Genomic DNA, 23,549 nt, shown 5'->3' with positions numbered 1-23,549 from the left:
AAGTTTTGTTAAACAGCTTTTTTCATCATTTCAGGAATTTCCCAAGCGATTTTTTCATTATTAAATTTCACTTTCTCATCCGATTTTGGATCGTACGCCAAAACTTCTGGAAACTTATTATTTTCTATATTTTGAGCTATTTCAGCTAATTTTTCGGGTGTATTTGTATAAATTGCAGCTTCCGTATGTAGGCGCCAAAAAACCAAAACAGCAATTCCCTTGTCGCAAAGCGGCGATGCTAAAATCCAATCGGCATATTCGGGTTCGTCCATAAAATAGGCAATGTTGAACAGTTCTATCGTAGAATCTGCATTTTCAATTTTGCGTTGCCAATCTGCCTCAAACCAATCTTCGACATCATCTTCCTCGAAATACACATAACTTTCTTCACCAGAAGTTGCTTCTTTCATAAAATCAGGAATAGTGAAATTTCCTTCTGTAAAAGGAGTGGGGTCAAAATGAATAGCTGTTTTTTGGTAAAATCCTTGTTGATACTTTTCTAAAATAGTTTTGATTAAAGTAAAGATTTCATTTTGGTAAATATCCTTCAGCGATTTATCAAGTTTCGTTTGCTGAAAATCTTGTGGTTGGGCTAACCAAAACAATTCTAAAGCGGTAGCTTCACTACAAATAGGACTTTCAACAATCCATTGCAAGCATTTAACACCGTTGTCCCAATTGTGCTGTTGTGCTAAATAATGCAACTCTTCTGGCGTTTTCAATTGTTCGAAAACCGCTCGATTCAGTTCATTTTCACTTATGTTTTCATGAAAATGTTCGTTAATAAAATCTATTTGTGAATTAGTTAGCTTCATCACTCGTATAATCAAATTCTTTATTCAAAAACTCAAAATCTATTTCCGTTTTTAAAATCTTTTCTACTTCTTCGAAGGTTGCTAAACCTCGGGATTCCGCTTCGTGACCGTTGGGCAATTTGTACGTATAATCGAAAATATCCCGCGCATAGATTTCTTCCAAAATTTCTCGTTGACGTGCTTTTAAATAAGGTTTGTGTGTACGAAGTTGATTGTGGAGATGTTCCTTTATTCTTTCTTCTGTATCATCATCAAACATTGAATATTCATCGATTTCTGTAACAGACTCCAGCAATTGTCTGAAAATAAAATCTTGAAGATTCTTCGCCAAAACTTGCAACATACAATCATCATGTGGGAAAAAAGAGATTGGAATTTCATCTCCATTTTGTAAATCATATTGAAAAACATACATATCGCCAGCGCCATTTTGGGCAAAAGGTGCAAGTTTGTATTTTTCGTTAAGGTCATAGATTTCGTGGTTTAGCATTTCTTCAATACCGCCTTTGAAATCAACGGGATCCCAGATTTCGATGTCATTTCCGAAAAGCAATAATGGCGGATTTGCCTTCAAAGTTGGAAAAACATTGCTGTACCATCCAGCGCCTTCAACGCCCCAATCGAGCATGTTGTTGGCATATAATTCCTTATAAATTTCGGGATATTGGATGTTTAATTCTGTTTCTAAATCTTTTAAGTCATTCATCACTAAATATAATTTTTAAAAGGTTCTGTTAATTTTGGATTGAAGTTATCTATGAGCAAAACTAAGCTTGTGGTTTTCAGTTAGTAGGTCGTTTTTAAGATTTTGAATACTTTCCATATAAATGAAAGTGATATATTTGATTATCCATATCATGAATATGTTCAATAACATGGTCATTACCGTGAATTAAAGAGCTTACACAAAAGTTCTGTAATTGTTGTATATTTTCTTGTCCGGCAATGTTTTTTACTTCTCCAAAACAGTTTACTGTTTGTAAATTATTCGTTGTATTAAATTCTTGTTCATCTCTAACTCCAATAATTATTTTGAAATCTTTAATCGAAGGAGGAATTTCATAAGAAGGATCCTTTTTTATAATAGCAAAATCTTTCTCAGGATTCATTTGGAATATAGATATTCCATCTATGATAATAGGAGGAAAATAATAAGGCATCGAATCAAAATCTTGATTAATAATTAGTTCGTCTGATTTAGTTTTAAATAATATTACAAAAAAACCTAAAACAGTTCGGTTGATGATTCTTCCATACCGATAGCCATTATCTGTCAGAAATGTAAAAATATCGCCAGAGTTGATATTCTTTATCAATGTCTTTTTAAATGGATACTCAATTTTTTTCATCACTAAATATAATTTTTAAAAGGTTCTACTAAGCTTGGATTAATAAGGTGCAATTGTGTTTCTAATAATTCTTTCAATTGAATGGTAACCAAATATTTTTGTTGAATTTGATCTAACTTTTTGAATAGAAAAGCCAGTTGTAGCCATTCATTAAACGAAATTTTGAGCGTTTTAGGAGTTAATTCTTCGTCAATCATTTCATAAAAAACAATTTCTCCTTTATCATTAAAAGTCCAATATTCTTGACCAATACTGGTTGCAAAAATCCATTCGGTGTCGGTTTTGTTAATTTCTAAAGCATCTTGATAGCTCAAAAGTTTGCATTCTATCGATATAAGTTGCGTTTCGATTTGAGGTAAAAGCTTCGCATATTCTGCAGGAAGAAAATTCGGTACATCAAGCTTTTCAAATTCTTTTTTTTGTAATTGTTGTAGAATTTCCGTTGTATTTAAAACTGCTAAATCATAGGATAAAGGCTTCGTATTTCTTGCTTTTCTATCGTGGTAACAAACGTGGCAAAGAATCTTAAAATCGACTAAAGATTCCCATTTTTCTTGCTCTTCCTCAGTTTGATTATGATGTTGCCATTGCTCATGACAAGCGTCGCACCAAGCATCAGGATTGTCTTGATCTTCGACTTCAAATTCGTGAAAGCCGATGTTTTCTGCATTTCCTACCAAATGATGACAAACAAAAGCCAATGTTTGCTCACCATGATTACTGCATTGTACTATATTGTCGCTCATCGTTAATAGCAATTATTACTCGTTTTGCAATTTCTCATGTCAATTCCAGATTCTGCATTTCACTTAGAAAATCCACGTTTTTATTATCTGTTAGTTTTCCACCGCTTTCTATGGTTAATTCTTTTAAGTGTTTTAGTTTTTTCAAAGGTGCTAAGGTTTCAAAATCGCCCATATAACTTAGATAAATAGTTTCTAAAGTCTGTACTTTAGCGATGTTTTCTATACAGTTTTCGATGTTTTTACAAGAAGTAAATTCTACGTCTTTCAGTTTCGATAATTTTGAAATCCAAGAAATGTCTTGTAAGGATGGAATTTTAACCAAATATAATGAAGTCAAATTGCTGAAATTTGCCAAACTTTTCCAATCACAGTCTTTACTTTTTTCGATAGATAAGGTTTCTAATATTGTATTTTCTGGAAAGATGTAGTCCAACGCATTGAAATTATCGAGCATAATCATTTTCAGCTTTGGATGATGAAATAGATTGACAAATCGTTTGGAATAGGGCGCAATAATTTCAGTTAAATTTACAAAATTGAGCCAATCGATTGGTTCCTTGGTTTTGTAGGTACAATCAACAATTTCTAATCTTTTCAGGTTTTGGAAAGCATATAATTGTTCACTTGCATGGATTTCGATGTCTTTTAAATACAAAATCTCAATTTGTTGAAAAATAGCTTTAAAATCGGCATCGTTTAGAAAATTTTCATCCTTTATTTCTTTCGAAATTATCAAATTATTGACATTTCTTTCAAGCATTAATTCCTGCACAGCCTTTGCTTGATCGCCTTTTTCTAAAATGATAAAATGATCTGGACGTCCTTGTGTTGTGGTTCCTACGTACATGGGATTTATAATTTTATTTAATTACGTGGAGCGTTCTTTATTATTTTTATTATTTCAGGTTGGTTTTCTTTGAAACTAACTGATTCTAACAATTCTAATGCGCTTTCAGTTGTACCATCAGAGTAAATGAAAACTTTATTTACATCCAAGCCGATTGAAACTAAATATTTAGTAACCTTAAAATTTTCAGTAATTAATGCATAATAAAGTAAATTTTTACGATCTTGGTATTCATCACTAATTATTATCTTTTTTAAACTTTCTTTTGGAATGGATTTAATGAAATCTAAATCATTCTTTTGAATAGCTTTAGTCAATAAGATTTGGCGTTCATCTTTTTCTAATTCATCAAAATTTTTCGAATAAAAAGTCCTAAATAATTTTTTAGCGGATTCGTAATTGTCTTCATAAACCATTAAACTGATTAAATTATTTTTTACGGAATTCCCTTCATAATTTTCTTTGGAGAAATTGGAAATACATAAGTACAATAACCCTAGTGGTATTTTTGATTCTTTTAAAAAATCAGAAATTTCATTTTCATTTTCTAGAACTTTATAAAACTCCCTTACATAATTTTCATCGAATGCATATGTTTTAATACCTAATTTTGTTTTTAATTCATTTGGTAAATAAAATTGGATATTATTATTTTCTGTTTCGTAAACAATATCTAGATAAGGTTTGGAATTCTTAGCTAATACTAAACTTCTGATATCACTTTTCAATACTAAACTATCAGGTATCGTTATTCCTAAATATTTATTTTTTTTATCATTTTTCATTAAAAGATAAGATTCATCTTTAGTTGAACAAAAACTATTATTTGAATAATAAGAATTGTATGCTCCTCCTGGACGATATATATTACGATCATTTCCCTTTTTAATTTGCTTATTTATTGCATTGTAGACCAAAGTACTTCCATCTTTGTTAAAAAGTGTAATAGCCGAATCAGCTTCGATAGATGCATCTGAATATTTAGGTTCAACTTCGATTTCTAAAGTATTTTTATTGACAACACCTGCCAATCCCAAATAAGAAAAGTATTCATAATTTCGCTGTGAAAATGCCGAGATTGACGTTAAACAACAAGTCAAAAGAAAAAAACTAGGTTTAAACATTTTTATCATTTTATAATTGGATTTAAAATTAGACGAAATCTGAACGGAAAAAATCCCTAATTACAGCTAAAATTTTGATATTTTGATTTTAGAGAAAATCTTTTCGGAAGACTTATTCATTTACATTTTGTTGCAATTTTTCGGCAAATTCCATCAAATATTTTTGTCCGCTTTGTTTTGCTAAATAAATGTAATGACCCAAAAGTTTTGAATTAATCGTGTGCAAAGATTGTAGAACCGCTATTTTTTGATATTCTTCCATTTCGCCGTATTGATCTTTGTTCCAAAATTTTTCTGCGTAGAATTCTACTTTTCAGAATTCAATTTAGCCAATTCCATCAAAGCGCGCCGGTTCACATATTCTTCGTCATCGTTAACCATTTTTTCTAAAAGTGCTTTGCTTTTTGCTTGTCAGCCAATTTGTAAAGTTGCACCGCCAACTGCCATTTGTCGTCTTTTTTTCCGTTTGTAATTGATTGTTCGGTAAGAATTAACAAAAAATCATCATTCAAAATATTTGCTAAATATTCGGTTTCATTATCTCTTGCGATGATGTACAGAAGGCTATTTTTCTGTGCACTTGTCAAGGTTTTCGGATTTGTTGTCGCAATAAAACTTTCAAAAGATTGATAAATATCGCTCCAATTTTCATAGTTGCATTCCCATTCTCCGCCAATTTCATCTTGCGATTCGCCAAATTGAGATTGCGCCCAATGATTAAACTTTTCGATTTCAATAAAGAGGTTATCAGTCATAAATCTAAAATTTAAGTGTTTCGTTCAATGCAACTGAATTTATTTTCATTTTTTGAGTAATAAATTTCGATGAAAGGTTCATTTTGAAGACCTACCTGATACAAAAATTCTATATTTTCACCCCATTGTTTAGGTTCGTCATCATCAGGCCAAATCATTGCCCAACCGCCTTTGTAAGCATAAATATCTTCATTATTATACATCGGATGTTGATCTATCCAAAAATCGATATAGCCTTCGTCATGAATGGACTGTAAATCGAATAAATCGTCTTTGTTGCAATCATTTTCTGTTACAAAACCTTGAATATCAGCATCACCAAAGTGTAACAGGTTTTCAAAATTTGGGTAAGCTTGTTGAGTTTTGGCAGTCAACGCAATATAATCTCCTAAATTGGCAGTTTGGATATCAATCGGTTCAAAAAAATATTCAAAATCATTGTTTTCGGATAAAGCCATCCATTGATTTTCGTGTTTTACAATGAACCGAGTTGCTAAATCTTCATTTGCATAAGCAATAATTTCGTCCGTTTCTTGAGCTTCCACAAAAACTTGAGTTTCTCGAATAAGAGGTTTTGCTTTTTCTATGAAATTTGGGAGGTTCATGGTAAAGATAAATATTCGGAGTAAATAGTATAATACTGAATGAAATTCTCCAATTTGTCTTGTTCAGTAAGTTCTTGCAAAATAGCAATCGCCAAGTGTATAGGATCTTTTTCGGAACAGAATAAATTCGAATCGCATTCAATTCCAGCATAGTTGAAATCTTTTTTCATACCAATGCACCAGTTTTCATAAAACAGATCTAAAGGAATTTCAACAATATTATGGTTTTTCCATTCTTGTTGTATGTAGTCTTTTTTGGACCAAAAATGCAGTGACAAAGCATCTTTGCTTTCTTTATCTTCAAACTCATGTGAGTAAAAAAAAGCAAATCCACGAGGTTCTTTTAAAGCATAAATGATTTCGGTTTCGCAAATTGTTTTGACAAATCGTTCGTATTTTGCGTTTAATGTTGCGGTGTCTTTTAATATCATTATTTTTTCCAAGTTTTCATCCAGTTGAGATATTCATCTCGGTAAGGATTTTCGTTAAGTAGTGAAATTGTTTGCGATAAAGACGCTCTATGTTGTTCGTAATCTGTAACCGAAAAGATCAAGAAAATATCATAGCCTACAATATCTTTAAAGTAGTTCTCGTTCTTCAACTTTAGCAAAATATCAATACATGTTTGATACAATTTTTGTTGAAATTTTCCGAAGAGTTCTTCATCATCCTCGTATTTTTCATCTTCGACTTCATCGTACAATAGGTTGCATATTTCTGAAAAATCATCATCTGCGCCATCGCCTTCATAGTTCCATTCTGCAGGTTCATATTTGTAGTAGGTTAGGTCGTTCTCGGGTTGAGTTTCTAAAAAATTCAAGGTGTTTGTTGCGGGACATACTGTCATTGCGCCTTCGTCGCTGTATAATGCGAAAGCATAAATACGCTCAGATTGATGTTGTGCCACCATTTCTTGAAAAGCTTTTTTAGTAGCTTCTTCAATTTTGTTTTCTAATTTTTTGAAATCAAATTTCATGTTATTTCTTTTTAAATTTTAGGATTGATGCCATTTTCAAAAAGTTCTTTTGGGTACAATAACCATGAGGTTCCGTCTTCGCTTTGTTTTACATGCCAAATCGTTATTCCTTTTGTAAAATCCCATTGCACATCTTCGCGCAACATGAAAGGAGGGATCCACATAAGTTCGATGTCGCCATCACCATCCCAATTATCATCAAGAAATCTTTGTTTTACAATGGAAATGTATTCATCTGGATGATCAAGACAATCAGCAGGATTCAAGGTGAAATTCAGATTGTCTATCCATTCATATGATGTAACTTCAAAATCTTTTAATTTTTCAGGTGGATAGTCGATAATTTCTTGTTTATTAATAGTATAAGACATAATGTTTTCTTTGTAATTTTCATGAATTTGTTTATTAAAATTCGATTTGATAAATACTAAGTTCGTGTTTGTCAAAAGAGGAAAATGTTAGATTTTCGATGTTGAAATCTTCGATATTATATTGACTATTTTTTAAAATAGTTTTCCCATCCAAATCAAAAATCAATAAGCCTGGATTCGCTTTTGGATAGGAAACAATTGCTTGTAATGCAGAACTGTATTCGAATTCATGACTGGTATCTGTCAAGTCCGGAATTTTTGTTCGTTTGATCTTTTCAAATTTTTCACCAGATAATTTATACTGTACTATCTCAATTGGATTGTCAGGATCAGCATCATCAAAATCTTCTAATATTGCATTGCAACAAACGATGATTTCATCATTCGAAATCCAACAAGCTGCGCGACTTTCGTGCTCCCAAAAATCAACTTTAATAGTTTTGATACGTTTATTTTTAATAAAATCTTCAATATTGAAAGCATAGAAAGCATCCGAAGATCCCCAAGCCCAACCTTTGCTGAGGAAATGTTTTTGATCGGGCGAAATCTTCAAATCTGCGTAAAAATAATCGAATCTTGAAGGCCAAATATGATAGCCGTATTTTTCTGGATTAGCATATTTTACATGCTTTTCTTCGGCGTCTTCTTCGATTAAGGATTTGTCAGCTGTTAGGTTGTGACAGTCTTCAAGATTCAATATTTCGACGCGATTCCAAGCTGTTGCATAAATCAAATGGGGCACATCATTTTCGTTTTTGTATAATGCAATCGGGAATTTAGAAATGTCTGCGTAATAATCTTCGCGCTGTAGACGAATCGTATATTTTTCAGGATAATGGACAAAACTATGCGTTTTCTCGTCATTACTGATCACAATAATATTGTCTAAAAGATGAATGGAACACGCGGATTCTATGTCAAATCCGCCATCTGTATATTCTATTTTTGTTTCAAGGGAAAATAATGTTTTCGTTGTGTGATAGATGAGGTCATGTTTCCTCACAGTTTGGTCTTGAAACAAAAGAATAATTTCATTTTCATTCTTTTGATTGACAGCCACAATGGACTCTTCAAAGGCATTATAGTAGGTTTGTTCGATTTTCATAAGTTGTTAAATTTTGTATGGATAGTTCCCACTCAAATCGGGATGAATCAAATTCAGTTCATGTTGAAAATCATTCTTAATTGATTTTGTCACAGCTTCTCGATCGATAAAATCATCCATTTGTTTTGCAAGATCCGCCATTTGCAACCATTGTTCGAATGTAATATTCATCGCATCAAAACCTTCGTCATAATCGTGATCGTAATAAAAAACCATTCCAGATTCATCAAATAACCAACGATTTCCTTGTCCATCACAGCCAAAACACCAAAAGGTTTTATCAACAAACTCCTTAGTTTCGTTAACAGCTTCTACCGAACTGAACAAGATATAATCTGCCGAAATCTCTGTAGTTTTGATTTGTGTAATAATATGTTTATAGTTTTCTGGAAAAGGAAAATCTATGCTTTTAGGAAAATTCTGAATAGGAATTTTATCTGCTAATAACTCATTTTCTATTTCTTGATAATTGTTTAGTTTAAAATTTTGCATTAATTCCTTGCTTTAAATTCTATTTGTCGGTGAGAGATAATCTCAAGTATTGTGTCAAAAAGGCTTTTCCCATTGTGATGTAATAGTTTATCTAACTCTTTTTCAAAATATGATAAACTTTCTGCATCGGTTTCAATAGCCGAAATTTTTTCTTCATAGAACTTTTTGGTTGCTTCAAATCCTAAATCAGCTTTACTTTTTGTACTATTTTCCCAAATAAGTTGAATTGGTTCACCCGTTTCAAACACGCCGTATCCACCAAGTAGAATATCTTCAAAAGCATCTAAATTGCGACCAATTTTCCAGTCCAAATCTTTGGTTAAAACGCGTTCTATTTCGTTGTAAAACCCCGTTAAATCCGAGAAATTGTTGCCATTGATGACGATTACTTTTTTATTCATCATTTAATTTTCGTTTTATACAAAATTTTCCATTCATTTTTCACGTATTCGTCATTTGTTTTGATGGTAAATAATAGATTTTCATCATGTTGCAACAGAAAATCTACAATAAAATTACAATCAAACTCAGGCGGATTTGCTAAACACTGTATCTGAAATTCGATTGTAGAAAATTCTTTGTAAGCAATTTTCTTATTCGTTTTTAGAATGGATAATTGTTTATTTTTAAATTTTTCTTTAATTAAATCCGTAATTGCTTCCCATTTGTCTTCCAAGTAATCAAACGAGTTATGAATGTCGAATAATGCGTACGGAAACTCAACAACTAAATTTAGTTTTTGCGGATAATCAATTTTAATTTTATTTTCCATTCAAGTCAAAATTGTCAATGTCAAGATTTGCAACGCTTTTGTGATCCAATCCATATTCTTTCAACACACTTTCCAAATTACTTGTGATGTAAACTAAATCTTCGGTTGAGTCAGTATAATGTCGGAATCCATCTTTATCGGGTTTTACCTTTTTATACGGATATTTATTAACCAATTCTTGCAACTTCTTCAGGATAGCTTTGGTTTTCAGACCTTCTATTGCTTGTAGTACTTCGATTAATTCATTGGGATTTTCTGCATCCAAACCTATTAAAAACTCTTTTTCGTAATTTGATTTGTCTTTTAAAAAGGAAAAAGTATAAAAGGTCTGTTTTCTGATATCCGCATTTTCGTGCGTTGCAAAAGCTTTTAAATCTTCAAAATTTAGATCAGGATCTTCTTGTAAAATATAAGTAGCAAATCGGAATGTTTCCTCGTCTTTGACTTCTCGTAAATAAATCTGAACCGTATCAATCCACTCTTTTTTATGCTCCTTTCCGTACCAATGCAAGAGTTTTACAGCTTCATTTAGATTGTGAATAAAAAGCGAATTGAGGTACATTTTTGCGGTTTCGTAGTCATGTTTCATCAGCAAACGATAAACTACGGACTGGATTTCGGGCGTTTGATCGTACAGATAATTTTGGATTTCATGCGTTGTATGTTCCGTTAAATGCTTTTTGAAAAGCAATCCATTTAGCGCATCCAATTTTGTGTCATTATCTGTTGAATTTTCATACAATTCCAATAAATTTTCTTCACTTCCGCCCATTTGATAACCAAACGAACCTGAATCATCATCGGACAAATTACCGTCAATCACATCGTCCAACCAGTGCTCATACCAGTCCAAGAAATTAGCTTCGTAGGAAAACTTGGGCTTTTGATGATCCATATCGATATTGATTACGCGACCTGCAAATTCTCCATTAATGACCAAGCCATGAAAATAAGTGCAACCTTGTGTGCCAATTATGAAAATTCCACCGAAGAGTTCCGCTTCGCGTTTTTCATATTCGTCTTCTGTAACCTCTTCTCCATCGAGATTTTCGACTTTTTTAGTCCAAAATTCATCAGACATTTTAGGATAAAGTAGATGAGAGCTTGTTAATTGATGCTGATCCCAATCGTTAAAAAGAATCTGAAACTCTTCTCCAAAAGGAAAAATACCATAATACGGACCAGCGCCAGAGTTGTCATGAGATATTCCACCATTGCCAATTTCGGTCACAAATAATTTGTATTCTATTGGCAACGAAACTTGATGTTTTTGTTCAAAATCTTCAACCGTTTTCATAGCAATAGGTGGATTCAGTTGATATTTGTGCGAGTTCGAACCAAAAACTTTGAAATCTTTGTCGGCTGTTTTGGCTGCTGCTAATTTTTCTTTTATACGCTGTATTTGCGTTTGGAAATCTTTCATTTGGTATTTTTTATAAAGATAAAGAAGATTGCTGCGATCTAATATCCCTTGAAATAGCGATTTTAAAGTTAAAAACGAAGGATGTCAAATTTCCTATACATCTTAAGGAAAAAATTGTTTTTAAATCAAAATAAAATTTAATTTCGTGAATTATAAAAACACTTTATGAAAATTCTTAAAAAAATACTTTGGGTAATCGTCGCACTCGTTGCGATACTTACAATTACGATGTTTGTTATTGGAAAAAAATATCATTTTGAAACCTCGATGGTGATGAATGCACCGATTGAAAAAGTGTATGAACAAGCCAGTTCTTCGAAAAAATTTAACGAATGGAATCCTTGGATGGATTTGGATCCGAATTTGAAATTGAGCTATTCGGGTACGCAAGGTCAGCCTGGCGATGAATATTGCTGGGAAGGAACGGAGGATGTTGGGCAAGGTTGTCACACGATAACGGCTTTGGTTCCAAATCAGAAAATCGCGACTAAAATGATGTTCAAAAAACCGTTTGAAAGTGATGCAACATCAGATATTGTGTTGACGAAAGAAGGAAACGGAACGAAAGTGACATGGAGTATGGATTGTGAGTTGGATTATCCGATGAATTTGATGAAGCTGATGATGGATTCGCAAATGGAAGATTCCTACGGGAAAGGTCTTAAAAAGCTGAAAGAAATCGTTGAAAAACAATAATAGGAAAGGGAAAGTAATCAAGCTTTCCCTTTTTATTTTGTATTATATTTACAATTTTAATATTCTTTTTGCGGCTTCAGAAGCGCAAATTAATCCGGCAACCATCATGATTACATCTTTTATGACTAATCTTCCTGCGCCAGATAAATAGGGGAAACCAAATTGTGGAGTAGGGAAGTCGCCACCCAAATTGGGTACATATACTTCGGGTGTTGTAATTAAAAAAGACAAGGTTATAATAGACATTCCGAAAGTTAGTAATCCACCCCAAAAACCTATTTTAGGAAACCAGATTCCTAATAAAACTAATAAGCCAATAACAATAATTACTGTTCCTAAACCATATGAAAACACATACGTTCTGTTTTCAGTGTGCCAATCAATATTTTTTTGAACTGTTTTTCCTTCAGGATTTTTATATAAAGTATAAGCAGCAACTATTTTTCCGTTCTCATCTATGGAAGCTTCGTTTTCATTGTGATAAAAGAAACTCATAAATGGACTATTAATGACGAATGGTACAATGCCATCAGCTTCGTACTGAAAAGCTTTCAGACCACCAATCCAAATCATAACAATAGCGATTGCAATGCGAAGAAAGTGAACTAATTTTTGAGATGAGTTTGCGAAAAATAAGAGTACCTGATTCATAATTTGTTTTTATTGTACAAATCTAGAATCTAAAACTTTTTTAAGGAATGGACAAAAGAGGTTATTCAATGGATTTTTTAGCCGCAATGGAAATACCAACTTGTTCGCGAAATATTTTTGGAGAAACGCCCACTTCTTTTTTAAAATATCGACTGAAATAGAATTCATCTTCAAAACCTAAATAACTCGCAACTTCTTTGATGCTTTTATGCGTTAAATGAATTTGTTTTTTAGCTTCTAAAATTAATCGTTCTTGAATTAATTTCGATGGAGTTTTACCATAATTCTTTTTAATTTTCTTGCTAAAAACATCAACTGTTAGATGATAATAATCTGCATAAAAAGCAACAGATTTTTCATTGGTAAAACTATTTTCTAATAGATTATAAAAGTTTAATGAATCGGTTATTTTGGTAGAATTTGTTTCGTTTTGTAATTGTTTTTCACGACTACTTAAAGCCAAAATTAATTGTAAATAGGTTTTGGTAACTGTACTTTCGTATGAAAAAGTAGCATTTTGTAAAGGTTTCAATTTATCAACAATCCATTGAATTTCACCATAAATTGTATCAGAAACATGAACAAAAGGTGTTTCGTAAATAGAATTAAATAAAATTCCGTTGCAAGCGACTTCCTCTTTGTGGTATTCTATACAATAAAAGTCACCATGAAATTTCAAGATTTTTAGATCTGAAAATGTAACTTTTTTCCATTGGAATAATTGGTACGGAGAAAGAAAAACAAGCGTTTTTCCGTTTGTAGAGTATTGATTAAAATCTATCAAAAAATCAGTTGTTCCATCTATTATAATAATGAAATAATAAGGAGAGGAAATCTCATTTTTGGTAAAATTTTCAGAATTAAATATTTGCAGATCGATGTTCAAAGTAATGGTAATTACGTTTTCTTATTTAGTTTTTATTGAATAAAAAAAGCGAATTATAAGTTTACAAAAGATATAATTCGCTAAAATATTTATTTAATGAAATTAATTTGCTGGTACAGCGTAGATGTAATTTTCATAGTTACGCGTTTCAAAGATATAATTTCCAGTAGTTCCATTCTTTAAACTGTAGATATTCTCTATTAGTAAATAAATTGGTTGTTCTTGTGTTACTTCTATAATTGTTGAACCTGTGATAAAATTATAATATTGTACATCTTGACTTTTTATCATGTTACCACCAAAATTATTATCCACATCAGGACTTAGATATGTGAAGTAGGTGTGTGTAAGAGCTGTTTGAGAGCTCGAAAGAAATAATTTCAACCAATAAGGTTTTGTATTTGCAGCTACATCATCATTTCTTAGTCGAATTGTTAACCCAGCACTAATTAACCATTTACCCGGTTTTAGGGTAATAGATCCCTGAGAATATTTATAACCACCAGATTGATCAGAATTAACTGTTTGATTAGCTACAAATGTACCATTTTTCATGTATTTGAAAACTGGTAAATCTCTCCATGTACCAACACCATCTTTGTCACTAACTAGTACTTTGTCATTTCCTTGTGTTCCATCTATAATTTGTATAGCGCCAGCTGTGGTAGAATTTATATCTAATTTAGCTGTTGGATCTAGAGTGCCAATTCCAACATTTCCTGAAGTGTTTATGTAGACATCATCCTTAAAGTTTGTTGGTGAACTTCCACCTGTGTTGGTATCTTTATTAGCATCTATATGCAATATGTCTTTAGGAGTACTTATTCCTATACCTACTTGTCCATATGAAGAAATACTTGTAAAAAGTATACTATATAATAAAAAAATCTTTTTCATTTGTTTAAGATTAAGTTGATGATTAAAGATCTAACGGAATTGCATAAAAATAATTCTCCCAATTATCAGCTTTGAAATTCCAATAACTATTAGGTTTATTTTCAACAACTACCCAGATTTCAACTGTTTTTGAACCATCTGTAGGTGGTAAAACTTCAATAATAGATGATCCGCTTATTAGATTGGCATTCCCAGCACCACTTGTTTTATTAGGAATCATTAGACCAGCATAACCAGTATTATCACCTCCATGTCCAAGAAAATTAAATTTTGTTTTAGTTCTGCCTGTCGTCGTATCAGATAAATAAATGTGTAGCCAATAAGGAATGCCGATATTCATTTTGAAAGTCGCACCAAAATTAACCATCCAAACTCCTGGTGTTAATGCTATTTTTAAATTTAAACTCTTTACACCTCCATTGTTATCAGATGCTATTATGGGATCAGATTTAGTCCATGTTCCTAATTCTATAGGTTTAATACTACCTTGTATAAACCATTGTCCTACTCCATTGGCATCACTCTTTAGAAAGGCATTTTCTCTTTGAGTTCCATCTACAATTTTTATTGCAGTAGGATTAATTGTATTATCAGTGGTTGTAACTATCTCTAATTTTTTACTTGGAGCTATAGTTCCAATTCCCATCTGTCCGTTTGATGTTATAACGACATCATCAGCTATATTTGTTGTAGTAGATCCGGGAGGTGTATTTTGAGCAGCGTCAATGTGTAAAACTTGTTGTGGTGCATTAGTACCTATACCAACTTTACCAGTTTGAGCTGTAACAAAAGATGATATTAAGATAGATGATATAAAAAATAATTTATTTTTCATTTGTTAATAGTTTAGTTGATAGGAATTGCATAAAAATAATTCTCATACGATTTTGTTTCAAAATCCCATTGCGCAACATTTTCTAAAAATAGAGAAATGTCAATCGCTGTGGATGAAGTTACTTCGATAATAGAAGTACCTGATAAGAATCCTCTTCCGTCCGTACTACCATCTCCAAATACAACACCAGCATAACCTGTTGCATTTCCTGCAGGACCTAAGTTTGTAAATCCATTAGATGTAACACCGGTAGTAGAACTAGACAATTTAGCATGAATCCAAAAAGCATCTGTTAATGTAGCTTGAGTTTTTAATCGAATTCCCATACTTACAATCCATTTACCTTTTGTTAAACCATTTAGAGTAAGGTTGCTATAACTCACTCCGATAGGTTTGTAAAAGCCATCTGATCCTAATGGTATATTATTAGAAATGATAATATTTGTTCCATTATATTTCCATGCAATAGCAGATTTAAAAGAGTTTGGTGTTTTCCACGTAGCCATACCATTAGCATCACTCATCAGATATTTCCCTTCTCCTTGGTTACCATCTTTAATCAAAATAGCTTGTTTAGAGACATCATCATTAATGACGAATTTAGTTTGAGGTTGATTTGTTCCAATCCCTACATTGCCAGTAGTGGATTGTATAATAAAATCATTAGCTTGTTGAGGTACAGAAACAGTTGATGTTGCATCTTTTGGATTGTCTTTGTTTCCATCAATATGAAACACTCCTTTTGGATAAGAAGTTTCGATTCCAACTTGAGAAAAGCTTATTGTACAACAAAAGAATGTAAGACTAAAAGCAAACATTTTTTTCATAGGAAAGTTATTTTAAAAACAAATACAAAATTAAGTAAAATTTTACAATTTATATCTTTTTTAAATAAAGACTATAATTGATCTTAAGTTAATTATTTTAATGTAATGTAGATATTTTTCTAATTTTATTTACAATAAAGCAATTATGTAAGAGAAAATATTGGAAAATTATCTTTAAAAAATTATCTATTATCTTGTTTGAAATTTAATGTATCAACATTTGTTATGATATTAGTTATAATTTATAGCCTAATCAAGGAAGAGCAACTTAAACGTTTGATATAATATCGTTTTAGTGTATATTGGTGTTTATTTTACAAGTCTATGAAAATGAATTTTTTAACAACTTTTTTATTGTGTTTTTTTGCGTTATTCTCTGTAAAAGCACAAAGTAATTCCGATTTAGATAAAGCGATAGTAAAAACGATAAACGCACTGAATAAACAAGATTTTTCTACAATTAATGACATGATTTTGAAAGATTTTGGTGTTGCTATTTTATTCAAACGCGGTGCACACGATAATTTGGCTTTTGTAGATAAATTGAATAAAAAAACACCTGTTCCTGAATATTTATCGTACGATTATTTGGGAGTAGTGAGTACGAATTTTAAAATAAAACACGAAACTTTGCCCGAATTTGATTGTGATACGGAGAAGTTTATCAAAGAAAAAGGGTATTTATTGCGATTATGCTTCAAAATACAGCGATATATCAAAAACGGCACTTTCTGAAAACGAATTTGTGGACGCTGGATGGAAACCTAAGCAAATAGCAAAGATGAAAGAAATCGAAAAAAATAGTCGAAAAATAATAGCTTATAGTGATGAAGGTGCTTTGGTTTTTTACCTTACTTTTTACAAAAACAAGTGGTATTTCACCATGTTAGATCGTTTTGAGGTGTGTAGCGCCTAAAGATTTATCGATTTAGAGACTATAATCTAGTTAGGATTTGATCAACTAATGCAAAACCCATAACGTTTAGTGTAGGAAATTTTGAATAATCTTCTTCGTTTGCATTTCGAATCAATTCTTCATTGTAATATAATTGACAAGCATAAATAAACTTTTGCATTGCTTTTTCCTTCTCACTCAAAAGAGATGTTCCTAAAACTGTCCAGTTTCCGTTTTTTACAAACTGATTTCCTGTGAAAAAACAATTCGTATTTCTTGGATTAGAATTGATAGATATATATTCTTGAAGATTAAGAATTTCTAAATTTAAGACATGCTGGACATCAATGACAGTACAACCTATAACTTGCTTTAATTGACCTGTAGGTGCAAAAATAATTTTACAAACGGCTGTTTTTCCGTTGGTTAATGGAATTGATATAATATCGCCTTCTTGGTACTTTATTCTTTTAGTCATTTGTTAATAATCTATATGCCGGATAATCTTTCAATTTTAGATATTGATTTCGGTAGTAACAATCCCAATAACTTGCAATGCGGCTTTGGATTGTTTGCGCAAAACGAGGGTTTTCTTTCAAAAATTCTTGCAGCCAATTTCTTTGGTCGGAGGTTATTTCTTTTATAATTCTCAAATGAATTTCAACTACAAATTCACCCAAAAGTTGAACAATAAACGGAATACTTTCTTTGGGAAACTTTTGCATAAGTGTACTAATCGCAATTTCGCGAATGTGTCCATTATGATGACGCGTGTACAAACTTAACTTTTCCAAATTAGTAGCGGTTTGAGCTTCCGATTTCGAAACTTCATCATAATCTCGATTAGGAAAAGCGATTTTATTTCCTTGCCAAAAAACTTCAATGTGCGTCATCATTTTAATTCATCTAATATTTCAAGTAAATTTTCGAGCAGTGTGAGTTCCGATGGCGTAATTGTCTGTTTCTTTATCTCCACTAATTGATTGTAATACTTTTTTAATTTGGAATGACAAGCTTCCATCAAAGACACTTTTTTATCGTTGATTACGATTAATTCCGTTTCGGGAGCAAAGCCTAATGCAATTTCTGTTAATAAATCCAGAATTTCTGTTTTATATTTTGCATCTTTCAATGCATTCATCAACGGATCAATAATGTAATAAGAAGCTTCATACAAATCGCCTTGGATAATAGCGTAATTGTCGATTTTCCAATACGCATTGTAGCGCGTTTCTTGGTTAGGTGAAAGCAACAGATTGAGTTTTTCGGGTATATGCGTTGCGAAACCTACACCCGTCTTAATTTCTGACCAATTTTTAGACATGACTTAATTGTTTTATTCCTGTGATTTTTTATAATCCTTTACCACTTGTATTTCTTCTTGCAATTCGGCGGTGTATTTTCTTTGGTTTTCACGATTTTCTAATTGCTTTATTTCTTCCAAACAAGTAGGATAGATGGCCAAAATTTCATCGATATCACCGCTGAAATGATGCGGTAAAGAATGCGTTGACCAATAAATTTTATCCAAGTAAGCATTGATAATAACCAAACGCGCCAAATCGTCGTTAGGATTAATAGATAAAGCTTTTCGCGCCATTTCTGTATCGTTGTTTTTTTGTGCTAACCAACGAAATGGTGTTGAGTCATTATTTTCGGACTTGATCCAATCATTCATAAAATCTTGCATCATTAAGCTAAGCGGCGTAGCAAAGTATGAGCTGGTAGTGTTGGGAATTTCGTCTTCGAAATCAACAATTGACAGCACAAAATCCTTTTGATCTTGGTACTCCCAATTTCGGAATTCGACGATAAATTCTTCTAAATCTCTAAGCGCTTCTTTTCGGATTCCTTTATTTTTTTTAACCAAATAACGGTGAAATAATTCCCACTTTAGATTGTGCGAGTAACGCTCGATTGCTATTCTGTCAATATCATCAAATCTATCCATAATTGGTTGTTAATCGGTTGTAGAAGCAATAATGCCAATGTAAATATTTTTTACAGGATTGTAAACCGTCCAAAAAAATGAACCCCACCATTCTTTACCCATTTCGAAATAATCCGACGAATCTACGCTCCAACTGTAAATCTCCAATTGATGAATGTCCAAGAAAAATGATTCAATAAAATCCATAAAATATTGCCCTCTTTCTTTAATGGTTTTACCAATTCCGAGCGAATGTGGAGGATCTAAAAATGCATCGCAGAAGCCACAAGAAATGTATTCGCTCGATTGATAGCCCCGTGTTTTTCGTAGTTCTTGATCGTTGATGTGGTATCCCATTCCTTCGGGATCATCATATACAAAGACAGAATTTAGAAAGTGCTGTACACCGCGTAGAAGAACTTTATTTTTCTGAAAATCATAATAAGGACCAAAAAATTCGGTAACCGAAATTTGCTTGCCAGATGGTTTTAAGATTGCTAAATCAAAATATGAGGGATAAATTTTTTCTAAAGATTTTTCGTCTTCAGCATCCAAATTAATAAAATCTTTTTCCCAATCGGTACAATTCTGAATCAACACATTTTTTGCCACTTCGAGATGTTTGGTATACGCATCTGCGACTTCAAAATTTTCGAAAACAACAAATTCTACACAACCGCCTTTTTTATAAAAGTCGTTGTATTGCTCTTTGTAAATGCTATCTTTAGTTTGTTTCAGAATCATAAAGTTTCTTTATTTCGGTGTTGAAATGTACATTTTTGGCTGCTACAAAGACATTATTTTCATAATCTTCGCACTCAAATTCGAATAAGTGATAGTCTTCTTCAATTTCAAATTTTTGATCATCATCACTAAGTTTTAATGTTATTTTGGAAGTGTCCGTTCGCCAGCCATTCATAAATCCTGAAAACCAAAATACATCTTCAAAGCAGATTTCTATCAAATGATAATACATCAAATCGGTACTTCCTGCAATGCTTAATTGATAACCATCATAGGATTTTACTTCAAAATCCATCCAACTGTGCTGGGAAATAAAGGCGTTGATTTCGTTAATTTGATCGATCAGATTCATGATAAATTCCGTTTTTATCAATTCTACAATTCCATTTGGCAGCGCTTCCCCAAGCTTCAGTTATCGTATTTTTTTCGACAATACCTTCCGCGATTAGGTTATCGGCATTTCCAGCTTCATCCTCATCGTCCATGTAGATTCTTACATTTAATCCTTCGTAAAAATTAACAAGATTTCCCGCTGAATCGAGTTTGGAATCTTCTTTTGAAAGTAAAACCAAATCTTCTTCCAACATTTCATTAAAATCGACATAAATGCGAGCTTCTTTCATTTTTTAAACGATAAAATTGGACTCTTTTGTTTTGAAATAAAGGTATTTTGCAATGTCATCTGGTTTTTCTTCTTCAGAATCTTCATCAAAAACATAATCAATTTTGAAATCATATTGAATGACTTTTTCATTTTTCAAATGAATTATTAACGAATGTTTATCCATATTAAAATCAGAGATTGAAGCGCCAATAAGCTCATTTTCATCATCAAAATGAACGTATCGATCGGCTGCCCAAACCGTATAAACCAAATATTCTTCATCATCCAACAAAATACCAAAATAACCCGGACCGCCCATTCCATAGGTGCCAACATGTTTTTTGATAGCCGTGATTTTTCGACCAATCAATCTTGTCGGATCAACTTCGGAAATAGATTCGGGTTTATTAAACATCAAAGTATGCGTTTCTTTATCAAACTCACCATAAAGCATATAAGCTTCTTCGTCGCCAGCAGGCAAACCAATTTCTTGATAGGTTTTCCAGCCCTCTTTTTTCCAGATTTCTAAATCCTTTATTGGAACGATTAAGCTGTATTGTTCAAGTTCTGGAATTGGTAAGTTTAGAAATTCATGTTCTTTCATGCATTTATTTTTAATCAAATTTAGTTTTAAATTACATTTTAAAAATCACTGATTTTAGCCATTTGTGTTTAAAATGAATGCGTTATTTTTGATAAAATTCAATTTTTATGGGACATCACATTACGGCGATAGTATTGAAAGGGAAATATAATGATAATGTTGCCAAAGAATTTGATTTATTTGCCGTAAGGTTGATAGACGAGTTGACATTGTTTCATATTGATTTGTATTATACGGAGTTTTGGCAAGAAAAGTTGAACGTGCAAGGTTATTTAGAAATAAATAAAATAGATGATCTACTACAACCAAACGAAAAGGTTATTTTAACTCTTTTGCAAAATATAACTTCTTGTGACGCTCCCGAGTTTGCTTTAATTGCCACAGATTATCATGGCGGACAAGGGTTTCAATCGGCAAGCGTTTTTAAAGGTGATGTAAATATGGATTCAACCATTAAAACAATTAATCTGGCACTTAAGTATTTGGGTGTGAAAAGAACCTCAGAACATGACGAGTTTGAATGTGTGGGTTTGCAAAATATACGTTATCAACCTGAGTATTTAGAAAAATATTTTGGTTGAATGCAGTAGGAGATATGTTTACATTAGCGTTTTTTAAAGAAAATAGTAGTTCAATTCCCATTGACGATAAACCTTTTTGGACATTGTTAGGTGATGAAAATGATTTGGAAAAAATTCCGACGCATCATCGCGAACAACTTTTGTTTTTGAGCCAAAAAGCAAAGGAGTTTATTTATCAATATGTAGATGATCTTAATATTTTAGATTCAAAATTGTGGCGAGCATTTAAGAATCATAATTTTAAAAACGAAGAGAACTATTCGTTAGATTCTGACTTTCAAGTATATAGAAAATGCTTGTGCCAATGCGGAATTGTTTTTTCGAATTGGGTTTTGGTTTTGCCCAATTACAATTCACATCCCATGTTGATGACTTGGAAAATGCTATTAAAATATACTTCGGATATTTTCGCAACTTCGGATGATATCTTAGTTTTTGATTTTTCGCAGTCTTGGTATTTGTTTCATCATCATGATGGTGAAACTCAATTTATAAAAAAATAACTATGGAAAATACGTTAATTTATGTTTTTAATGGACACAATTCTTCATTTCCTTCAGCCGTTTTTTCAAGCTATGAAAATGCAGAGCAATGGATTAAGCAACATCGACTTTCAGGTACGTTGACGGCTTATCCTTTGGATACGCCCGTTTACGATTGGGCGGTTGACAACCACTACTTCAAACCAAAATCTGAAGCTGATCAATCGGCCAATTTTATCTCCAGATTTAGTTCAGCTTATCAGCAACATTGGCATTTTTGAAGATGGTGATTGATATTAAGTATATTCCAAACAAATTACTGCTTTTTGAATAGTTTCATCATAGAACAAAAACACTTGATCTGCGGCATGCAATTGATAGTCATAACCTTCCATAGAAGCGATGTAAGGCAATAGTTTAGCTTGATGATAGGGTTTTTCAATTAAATTTTCACCACCAAATTTACAATCTTCCAAAGGAAGCGATTCGGTATTCAATTCCTCAAAAATACCATGAATCTTTTGCGCCAATCGTTCTGCGAAATAATCGGATAATTCATCTTTTTCCAAATCCTCGACAGTTAATTTTCGTAAACGTTCTAATCGACGAATATCCGAAACCTCAAGACCAGGTCTATAGGCATCTTTGTCGTATAGTTTGCCATGCTTTTGGAAATAAGCCTTTTTCAATTGATACATCGCATCGTTCATATTGTATTCAATTTCCAATTCAGAATAGGTATTTCCGTAATCCTCTGGCGTAATTTGAGTTTGAGTGGAAAAGAAGTTCCAATCGGCATCAAACTTATATTTTCCGTCAATCACATCAAATCCAAACATATCGGCTTTGGTAAATTCGGTATAATATTCGGGTTTGTCTTCGCCTACACATCCATCAAAAATCTCCTTTACAGAAACAATATGCAGCCATTTGTCTTTGCTTGGATCAATCAGTTGGAGATTGAAAGAGCAAATTGGTAAAAAGTATTTTTTGTGATTTTCGATATCATCGTAAAATACATCTTCGTATGCTGGAAATAGTTTTATTAAGTTGTTCATAAATTTAATCTTCGTTTTCTTCGATAAAAAGTTCCCATTCTGCGAATACATATTCTTGAAACGAGTTGTACAGTTGTTTTTCTATTGTTTGATTATCGCAATCGTACGCAAACACGCTGTTTTCCGTAGAATTTTCACAAGCTAAAATCCAAGATTTCTCTGGAAAATCGGCATCAATTACAAGGAAGTTTTCGGGTAAGCCAAATTCTTTTCGTGCATATATTGTCGCTCCAAATAATGTGTAAATATTGTCCGAAAGGGGATTTTCGGGGATAATTCCGTTGGTGTTTAAGATATCTGGAATGCCACCACCACCAAATTCTTGTAAATAAGTGGTGATTTGGTCATCAAATTTTAGGTTTAATGCCTGCGCTACTTTTTCGATATCTTGAAGAGCAACTTTTCCATAAAATTCAGGTTCTTCATCCAGTTTTTCTACTTTTTTAATGAGTTTTTTGAAGTGTTTGATGTCCATTTTC

General features: G+C 32.2%; 38 protein-coding genes. 6 read left to right on the top strand and 32 right to left on the bottom strand.

The features are described from left to right. Positions 1–8: 8 nt before the first annotated feature. The 17 genes from QHG34_RS01805 to QHG34_RS01725 all read right to left on the bottom strand — a co-directional run bounded on the left by QHG34_RS01805 (position 9) and on the right by QHG34_RS01725 (position 11,380). A complete protein-coding gene (locus QHG34_RS01805; protein ID WP_282628404.1) occupies positions 9–815 on the bottom strand; it encodes a DUF4274 domain-containing protein in 807 nt (268 codons plus the stop codon). Then, the gene (locus QHG34_RS01800) at positions 802–1,521 is read right to left on the bottom strand and encodes an SMI1/KNR4 family protein (RefSeq protein WP_282628403.1); all 720 of its coding nucleotides are present in this window, start codon (positions 1,519–1,521) and stop codon (positions 802–804) included. Before QHG34_RS01800 ends, QHG34_RS01805 begins: the two co-directional genes overlap by 14 nt. Positions 1,522–1,615: 94 nt before the next feature. Then, on the bottom strand, positions 1,616–2,164 hold the full coding sequence (locus tag QHG34_RS01795) for a hypothetical protein (protein WP_282628402.1): 549 nt from the start codon (positions 2,162–2,164) through the stop codon (positions 1,616–1,618). Positions 2,165–2,166: 2 nt separating this feature from the next. Beyond that, entirely contained in the window at positions 2,167–2,910 is a 744-nt protein-coding gene (locus QHG34_RS01790) for a hypothetical protein (RefSeq protein WP_282628400.1), read from the bottom strand. 34 nt (positions 2,911–2,944) lie between these two features. Continuing rightward, the gene (locus QHG34_RS01785) at positions 2,945–3,757 is read right to left on the bottom strand and encodes a hypothetical protein (protein ID WP_282628399.1); all 813 of its coding nucleotides are present in this window, start codon (positions 3,755–3,757) and stop codon (positions 2,945–2,947) included. Positions 3,758–3,774: 17 nt separating this feature from the next. After that, the gene (locus tag QHG34_RS01780; RefSeq protein ID WP_282628397.1) at positions 3,775–4,881 is read right to left on the bottom strand and encodes an ankyrin repeat domain-containing protein; all 1,107 of its coding nucleotides are present in this window, start codon (positions 4,879–4,881) and stop codon (positions 3,775–3,777) included. A 112-nt stretch (positions 4,882–4,993) separates the two neighbouring features. Next, the gene (locus tag QHG34_RS01775) at positions 4,994–5,143 is read right to left on the bottom strand and encodes a hypothetical protein (protein ID WP_282628396.1); all 150 of its coding nucleotides are present in this window, start codon (positions 5,141–5,143) and stop codon (positions 4,994–4,996) included. Positions 5,144–5,267: 124 nt separating this feature from the next. Beyond that, the gene (locus QHG34_RS01770; RefSeq protein ID WP_282628395.1) at positions 5,268–5,636 is read right to left on the bottom strand and encodes a hypothetical protein; all 369 of its coding nucleotides are present in this window, start codon (positions 5,634–5,636) and stop codon (positions 5,268–5,270) included. Between the two features lie 11 nt (positions 5,637–5,647). After that, positions 5,648–6,241 (bottom strand): hypothetical protein, encoded by a 594-nt coding sequence (locus QHG34_RS01765; RefSeq protein ID WP_282628394.1) that lies wholly within the window; start codon positions 6,239–6,241, stop codon positions 5,648–5,650. Continuing rightward, positions 6,238–6,672, bottom strand: a complete 435-nt coding sequence (locus QHG34_RS01760; RefSeq protein WP_282628393.1) for a DUF2750 domain-containing protein — start codon at positions 6,670–6,672, stop codon at positions 6,238–6,240. Before QHG34_RS01760 ends, QHG34_RS01765 begins: the two co-directional genes overlap by 4 nt. After that, positions 6,672–7,217, bottom strand: a complete 546-nt coding sequence (locus tag QHG34_RS01755) for a DUF4303 domain-containing protein (protein ID WP_282628392.1) — start codon at positions 7,215–7,217, stop codon at positions 6,672–6,674. The genes QHG34_RS01760 and QHG34_RS01755 overlap by 1 nt, the downstream gene beginning before the upstream one ends. Positions 7,218–7,228: 11 nt before the next feature. Next, entirely contained in the window at positions 7,229–7,588 is a 360-nt protein-coding gene (locus tag QHG34_RS01750) for a hypothetical protein (protein ID WP_282628391.1), read from the bottom strand. A 34-nt stretch (positions 7,589–7,622) separates the two neighbouring features. Next, a complete protein-coding gene (locus tag QHG34_RS01745; protein ID WP_282628390.1) occupies positions 7,623–8,693 on the bottom strand; it encodes a hypothetical protein in 1,071 nt (356 codons plus the stop codon). A gap of 6 nt (positions 8,694–8,699) precedes the next feature. Then, entirely contained in the window at positions 8,700–9,185 is a 486-nt protein-coding gene (locus QHG34_RS01740) for a hypothetical protein (protein ID WP_282628389.1), read from the bottom strand. Next, a complete protein-coding gene (locus tag QHG34_RS01735) occupies positions 9,185–9,589 on the bottom strand; it encodes a barstar family protein (protein WP_282628388.1) in 405 nt (134 codons plus the stop codon). The genes QHG34_RS01740 and QHG34_RS01735 overlap by 1 nt, the downstream gene beginning before the upstream one ends. Then, positions 9,586–9,957 carry a hypothetical protein gene (locus tag QHG34_RS01730; protein ID WP_282628387.1) on the bottom strand — a complete coding sequence of 124 codons (372 nt, stop codon included), beginning with the start codon at positions 9,955–9,957 and terminating at the stop codon, positions 9,586–9,588. The genes QHG34_RS01735 and QHG34_RS01730 overlap by 4 nt, the downstream gene beginning before the upstream one ends. After that, the gene (locus QHG34_RS01725; RefSeq protein WP_282628386.1) at positions 9,947–11,380 is read right to left on the bottom strand and encodes an SMI1/KNR4 family protein; all 1,434 of its coding nucleotides are present in this window, start codon (positions 11,378–11,380) and stop codon (positions 9,947–9,949) included. Before QHG34_RS01725 ends, QHG34_RS01730 begins: the two co-directional genes overlap by 11 nt. A gap of 165 nt (positions 11,381–11,545) precedes the next feature. On the opposite strand from QHG34_RS01725, the gene QHG34_RS01720 reads away from it, so the two are divergent. After that, positions 11,546–12,076, top strand: coding sequence for an SRPBCC family protein (locus QHG34_RS01720; RefSeq protein ID WP_282628385.1), 531 nt, complete (start codon positions 11,546–11,548; stop codon positions 12,074–12,076). Positions 12,077–12,124: 48 nt separating this feature from the next. Here QHG34_RS01720 and QHG34_RS01715 read toward each other — a convergent pair whose 3' ends face one another. From QHG34_RS01715 to QHG34_RS01695, 5 genes are all read right to left on the bottom strand, one after another. Further along, complete coding sequence (locus QHG34_RS01715; protein WP_282628384.1) at positions 12,125–12,727, bottom strand: DUF417 family protein; 603 nt, start codon at positions 12,725–12,727, stop codon at positions 12,125–12,127. 61 nt (positions 12,728–12,788) lie between these two features. Next, positions 12,789–13,613: an AraC family transcriptional regulator gene (locus QHG34_RS01710; protein ID WP_407080895.1), complete on the bottom strand. Its 825-nt coding sequence runs from the start codon at positions 13,611–13,613 to the stop codon at positions 12,789–12,791. A gap of 102 nt (positions 13,614–13,715) precedes the next feature. Then, on the bottom strand, positions 13,716–14,510 hold the full coding sequence (locus QHG34_RS01705; RefSeq protein WP_282628383.1) for a hypothetical protein: 795 nt from the start codon (positions 14,508–14,510) through the stop codon (positions 13,716–13,718). A gap of 22 nt (positions 14,511–14,532) precedes the next feature. Beyond that, a complete protein-coding gene (locus QHG34_RS01700; protein ID WP_282628382.1) occupies positions 14,533–15,345 on the bottom strand; it encodes a hypothetical protein in 813 nt (270 codons plus the stop codon). A gap of 11 nt (positions 15,346–15,356) precedes the next feature. Beyond that, positions 15,357–16,172: a hypothetical protein gene (locus QHG34_RS01695; protein WP_282628381.1), complete on the bottom strand. Its 816-nt coding sequence runs from the start codon at positions 16,170–16,172 to the stop codon at positions 15,357–15,359. A 330-nt stretch (positions 16,173–16,502) separates the two neighbouring features. Here QHG34_RS01695 and QHG34_RS01690 point away from each other — a divergent pair, with 330 nt between their 5' ends. Next, on the top strand, positions 16,503–16,907 hold the full coding sequence (locus QHG34_RS01690) for a hypothetical protein (RefSeq protein ID WP_282628380.1): 405 nt from the start codon (positions 16,503–16,505) through the stop codon (positions 16,905–16,907). A 46-nt stretch (positions 16,908–16,953) separates the two neighbouring features. Then, positions 16,954–17,088, top strand: a complete 135-nt coding sequence (locus tag QHG34_RS01685) for a hypothetical protein (RefSeq protein ID WP_282628379.1) — start codon at positions 16,954–16,956, stop codon at positions 17,086–17,088. Between the two features lie 19 nt (positions 17,089–17,107). On the opposite strand, the gene QHG34_RS01680 is transcribed toward QHG34_RS01685, so the two are convergent. Genes QHG34_RS01680 through QHG34_RS01645 form a run of 8 tightly spaced genes read right to left on the bottom strand, consistent with a single transcriptional unit; the run spans position 17,108 to position 20,949 of the window. Next, positions 17,108–17,545 carry an Imm26 family immunity protein gene (locus QHG34_RS01680; protein ID WP_282628378.1) on the bottom strand — a complete coding sequence of 146 codons (438 nt, stop codon included), beginning with the start codon at positions 17,543–17,545 and terminating at the stop codon, positions 17,108–17,110. Continuing rightward, positions 17,538–17,963, bottom strand: a complete 426-nt coding sequence (locus QHG34_RS01675; RefSeq protein WP_282628377.1) for a hypothetical protein — start codon at positions 17,961–17,963, stop codon at positions 17,538–17,540. Before QHG34_RS01675 ends, QHG34_RS01680 begins: the two co-directional genes overlap by 8 nt. Then, complete coding sequence (locus QHG34_RS01670; protein WP_282628376.1) at positions 17,960–18,391, bottom strand: hypothetical protein; 432 nt, start codon at positions 18,389–18,391, stop codon at positions 17,960–17,962. The genes QHG34_RS01675 and QHG34_RS01670 overlap by 4 nt, the downstream gene beginning before the upstream one ends. A gap of 12 nt (positions 18,392–18,403) precedes the next feature. Continuing rightward, positions 18,404–19,018, bottom strand: a complete 615-nt coding sequence (locus QHG34_RS01665) for a hypothetical protein (RefSeq protein WP_282628375.1) — start codon at positions 19,016–19,018, stop codon at positions 18,404–18,406. Positions 19,019–19,027: 9 nt separating this feature from the next. After that, positions 19,028–19,741 (bottom strand): hypothetical protein, encoded by a 714-nt coding sequence (locus QHG34_RS01660; RefSeq protein ID WP_282628374.1) that lies wholly within the window; start codon positions 19,739–19,741, stop codon positions 19,028–19,030. After that, entirely contained in the window at positions 19,722–20,093 is a 372-nt protein-coding gene (locus QHG34_RS01655; RefSeq protein WP_282628373.1) for a hypothetical protein, read from the bottom strand. Before QHG34_RS01655 ends, QHG34_RS01660 begins: the two co-directional genes overlap by 20 nt. After that, positions 20,071–20,364, bottom strand: coding sequence for a hypothetical protein (locus QHG34_RS01650; RefSeq protein ID WP_282628371.1), 294 nt, complete (start codon positions 20,362–20,364; stop codon positions 20,071–20,073). Before QHG34_RS01650 ends, QHG34_RS01655 begins: the two co-directional genes overlap by 23 nt. A 3-nt stretch (positions 20,365–20,367) precedes the next feature. After that, the gene (locus tag QHG34_RS01645) at positions 20,368–20,949 is read right to left on the bottom strand and encodes a hypothetical protein (protein ID WP_282628369.1); all 582 of its coding nucleotides are present in this window, start codon (positions 20,947–20,949) and stop codon (positions 20,368–20,370) included. Positions 20,950–21,056: 107 nt separating this feature from the next. On the opposite strand from QHG34_RS01645, the gene QHG34_RS01640 reads away from it, so the two are divergent. From QHG34_RS01640 to QHG34_RS01630, 3 genes are read left to right on the top strand one after another with little or no spacing between them, the layout of a single operon-like run. Further along, positions 21,057–21,530, top strand: coding sequence for a hypothetical protein (locus QHG34_RS01640; RefSeq protein ID WP_282628368.1), 474 nt, complete (start codon positions 21,057–21,059; stop codon positions 21,528–21,530). After that, a complete protein-coding gene (locus tag QHG34_RS01635; protein WP_282628366.1) occupies positions 21,527–22,033 on the top strand; it encodes a hypothetical protein in 507 nt (168 codons plus the stop codon). Before QHG34_RS01640 ends, QHG34_RS01635 begins: the two co-directional genes overlap by 4 nt. 2 nt (positions 22,034–22,035) lie before the next feature. After that, entirely contained in the window at positions 22,036–22,293 is a 258-nt protein-coding gene (locus tag QHG34_RS01630; protein WP_282628364.1) for a DUF7710 domain-containing protein, read from the top strand. 15 nt (positions 22,294–22,308) lie between these two features. On the opposite strand, the gene QHG34_RS01625 is transcribed toward QHG34_RS01630, so the two are convergent. Both QHG34_RS01625 and QHG34_RS01620 read right to left on the bottom strand, forming a co-directional pair. Further along, complete coding sequence (locus QHG34_RS01625; RefSeq protein WP_282628363.1) at positions 22,309–23,070, bottom strand: hypothetical protein; 762 nt, start codon at positions 23,068–23,070, stop codon at positions 22,309–22,311. A gap of 4 nt (positions 23,071–23,074) precedes the next feature. Then, complete coding sequence (locus QHG34_RS01620; RefSeq protein WP_282628362.1) at positions 23,075–23,545, bottom strand: SMI1/KNR4 family protein; 471 nt, start codon at positions 23,543–23,545, stop codon at positions 23,075–23,077. Between the last annotated feature and the right edge of the window lie 4 nt (positions 23,546–23,549).

This window comes from Empedobacter sedimenti (genome assembly GCF_030005555.1).
Lineage (GTDB): Bacteria > Bacteroidota > Bacteroidia > Flavobacteriales > Weeksellaceae > Empedobacter > Empedobacter sedimenti.
This window is presented reverse-complemented; position numbering and strand designations above follow the sequence as displayed.

Coding starts and splice junctions, on each gene's coding strand:
- QHG34_RS01645 (WP_282628369.1), bottom strand. CDS start 20,949: ATGAAAGAACATGAATTTCTAAACTTACCAATTCCAGAACTTGAACAA.
- QHG34_RS01630 (WP_282628364.1), top strand. CDS start 22,036: ATGGAAAATACGTTAATTTATGTTTTTAATGGACACAATTCTTCATTT.
- QHG34_RS01730 (WP_282628387.1), bottom strand. CDS start 9,957: ATGGAAAATAAAATTAAAATTGATTATCCGCAAAAACTAAATTTAGTT.
- QHG34_RS01800 (WP_282628403.1), bottom strand. CDS start 1,521: ATGAATGACTTAAAAGATTTAGAAACAGAATTAAACATCCAATATCCC.
- QHG34_RS01795 (WP_282628402.1), bottom strand. CDS start 2,164: ATGAAAAAAATTGAGTATCCATTTAAAAAGACATTGATAAAGAATATC.
- QHG34_RS01805 (WP_282628404.1), bottom strand. CDS start 815: ATGAAGCTAACTAATTCACAAATAGATTTTATTAACGAACATTTTCAT.
- QHG34_RS01755 (WP_282628392.1), bottom strand. CDS start 7,217: ATGAAATTTGATTTCAAAAAATTAGAAAACAAAATTGAAGAAGCTACT.
- QHG34_RS01790 (WP_282628400.1), bottom strand. CDS start 2,910: ATGAGCGACAATATAGTACAATGCAGTAATCATGGTGAGCAAACATTG.
- QHG34_RS01780 (WP_282628397.1), bottom strand. CDS start 4,881: ATGTTTAAACCTAGTTTTTTTCTTTTGACTTGTTGTTTAACGTCAATC.
- QHG34_RS01775 (WP_282628396.1), bottom strand. CDS start 5,143: ATGGAAGAATATCAAAAAATAGCGGTTCTACAATCTTTGCACACGATT.
- QHG34_RS01725 (WP_282628386.1), bottom strand. CDS start 11,380: ATGAAAGATTTCCAAACGCAAATACAGCGTATAAAAGAAAAATTAGCA.
- QHG34_RS01740 (WP_282628389.1), bottom strand. CDS start 9,185: ATGCAAAATTTTAAACTAAACAATTATCAAGAAATAGAAAATGAGTTA.
- QHG34_RS01745 (WP_282628390.1), bottom strand. CDS start 8,693: ATGAAAATCGAACAAACCTACTATAATGCCTTTGAAGAGTCCATTGTG.
- QHG34_RS01680 (WP_282628378.1), bottom strand. CDS start 17,545: ATGACTAAAAGAATAAAGTACCAAGAAGGCGATATTATATCAATTCCA.
- QHG34_RS01675 (WP_282628377.1), bottom strand. CDS start 17,963: ATGATGACGCACATTGAAGTTTTTTGGCAAGGAAATAAAATCGCTTTT.
- QHG34_RS01700 (WP_282628382.1), bottom strand. CDS start 15,345: ATGAAAAATAAATTATTTTTTATATCATCTATCTTAATATCATCTTTT.
- QHG34_RS01770 (WP_282628395.1), bottom strand. CDS start 5,636: ATGACTGATAACCTCTTTATTGAAATCGAAAAGTTTAATCATTGGGCG.
- QHG34_RS01750 (WP_282628391.1), bottom strand. CDS start 7,588: ATGTCTTATACTATTAATAAACAAGAAATTATCGACTATCCACCTGAA.
- QHG34_RS01720 (WP_282628385.1), top strand. CDS start 11,546: ATGAAAATTCTTAAAAAAATACTTTGGGTAATCGTCGCACTCGTTGCG.
- QHG34_RS01620 (WP_282628362.1), bottom strand. CDS start 23,545: ATGGACATCAAACACTTCAAAAAACTCATTAAAAAAGTAGAAAAACTG.
- QHG34_RS01625 (WP_282628363.1), bottom strand. CDS start 23,070: ATGAACAACTTAATAAAACTATTTCCAGCATACGAAGATGTATTTTAC.
- QHG34_RS01640 (WP_282628368.1), top strand. CDS start 21,057: ATGGGACATCACATTACGGCGATAGTATTGAAAGGGAAATATAATGAT.
- QHG34_RS01690 (WP_282628380.1), top strand. CDS start 16,503: ATGAATTTTTTAACAACTTTTTTATTGTGTTTTTTTGCGTTATTCTCT.
- QHG34_RS01670 (WP_282628376.1), bottom strand. CDS start 18,391: ATGTCTAAAAATTGGTCAGAAATTAAGACGGGTGTAGGTTTCGCAACG.
- QHG34_RS01685 (WP_282628379.1), top strand. CDS start 16,954: ATGAAAGAAATCGAAAAAAATAGTCGAAAAATAATAGCTTATAGTGAT.
- QHG34_RS01765 (WP_282628394.1), bottom strand. CDS start 6,241: ATGAACCTCCCAAATTTCATAGAAAAAGCAAAACCTCTTATTCGAGAA.
- QHG34_RS01785 (WP_282628399.1), bottom strand. CDS start 3,757: ATGTACGTAGGAACCACAACACAAGGACGTCCAGATCATTTTATCATT.
- QHG34_RS01650 (WP_282628371.1), bottom strand. CDS start 20,364: ATGAAAGAAGCTCGCATTTATGTCGATTTTAATGAAATGTTGGAAGAA.
- QHG34_RS01695 (WP_282628381.1), bottom strand. CDS start 16,172: ATGAAAAAAATGTTTGCTTTTAGTCTTACATTCTTTTGTTGTACAATA.
- QHG34_RS01660 (WP_282628374.1), bottom strand. CDS start 19,741: ATGATTCTGAAACAAACTAAAGATAGCATTTACAAAGAGCAATACAAC.
- QHG34_RS01655 (WP_282628373.1), bottom strand. CDS start 20,093: ATGAATCTGATCGATCAAATTAACGAAATCAACGCCTTTATTTCCCAG.
- QHG34_RS01715 (WP_282628384.1), bottom strand. CDS start 12,727: ATGAATCAGGTACTCTTATTTTTCGCAAACTCATCTCAAAAATTAGTT.
- QHG34_RS01665 (WP_282628375.1), bottom strand. CDS start 19,018: ATGGATAGATTTGATGATATTGACAGAATAGCAATCGAGCGTTACTCG.
- QHG34_RS01760 (WP_282628393.1), bottom strand. CDS start 6,672: ATGATATTAAAAGACACCGCAACATTAAACGCAAAATACGAACGATTT.
- QHG34_RS01705 (WP_282628383.1), bottom strand. CDS start 14,510: ATGAAAAAGATTTTTTTATTATATAGTATACTTTTTACAAGTATTTCT.
- QHG34_RS01735 (WP_282628388.1), bottom strand. CDS start 9,589: ATGATGAATAAAAAAGTAATCGTCATCAATGGCAACAATTTCTCGGAT.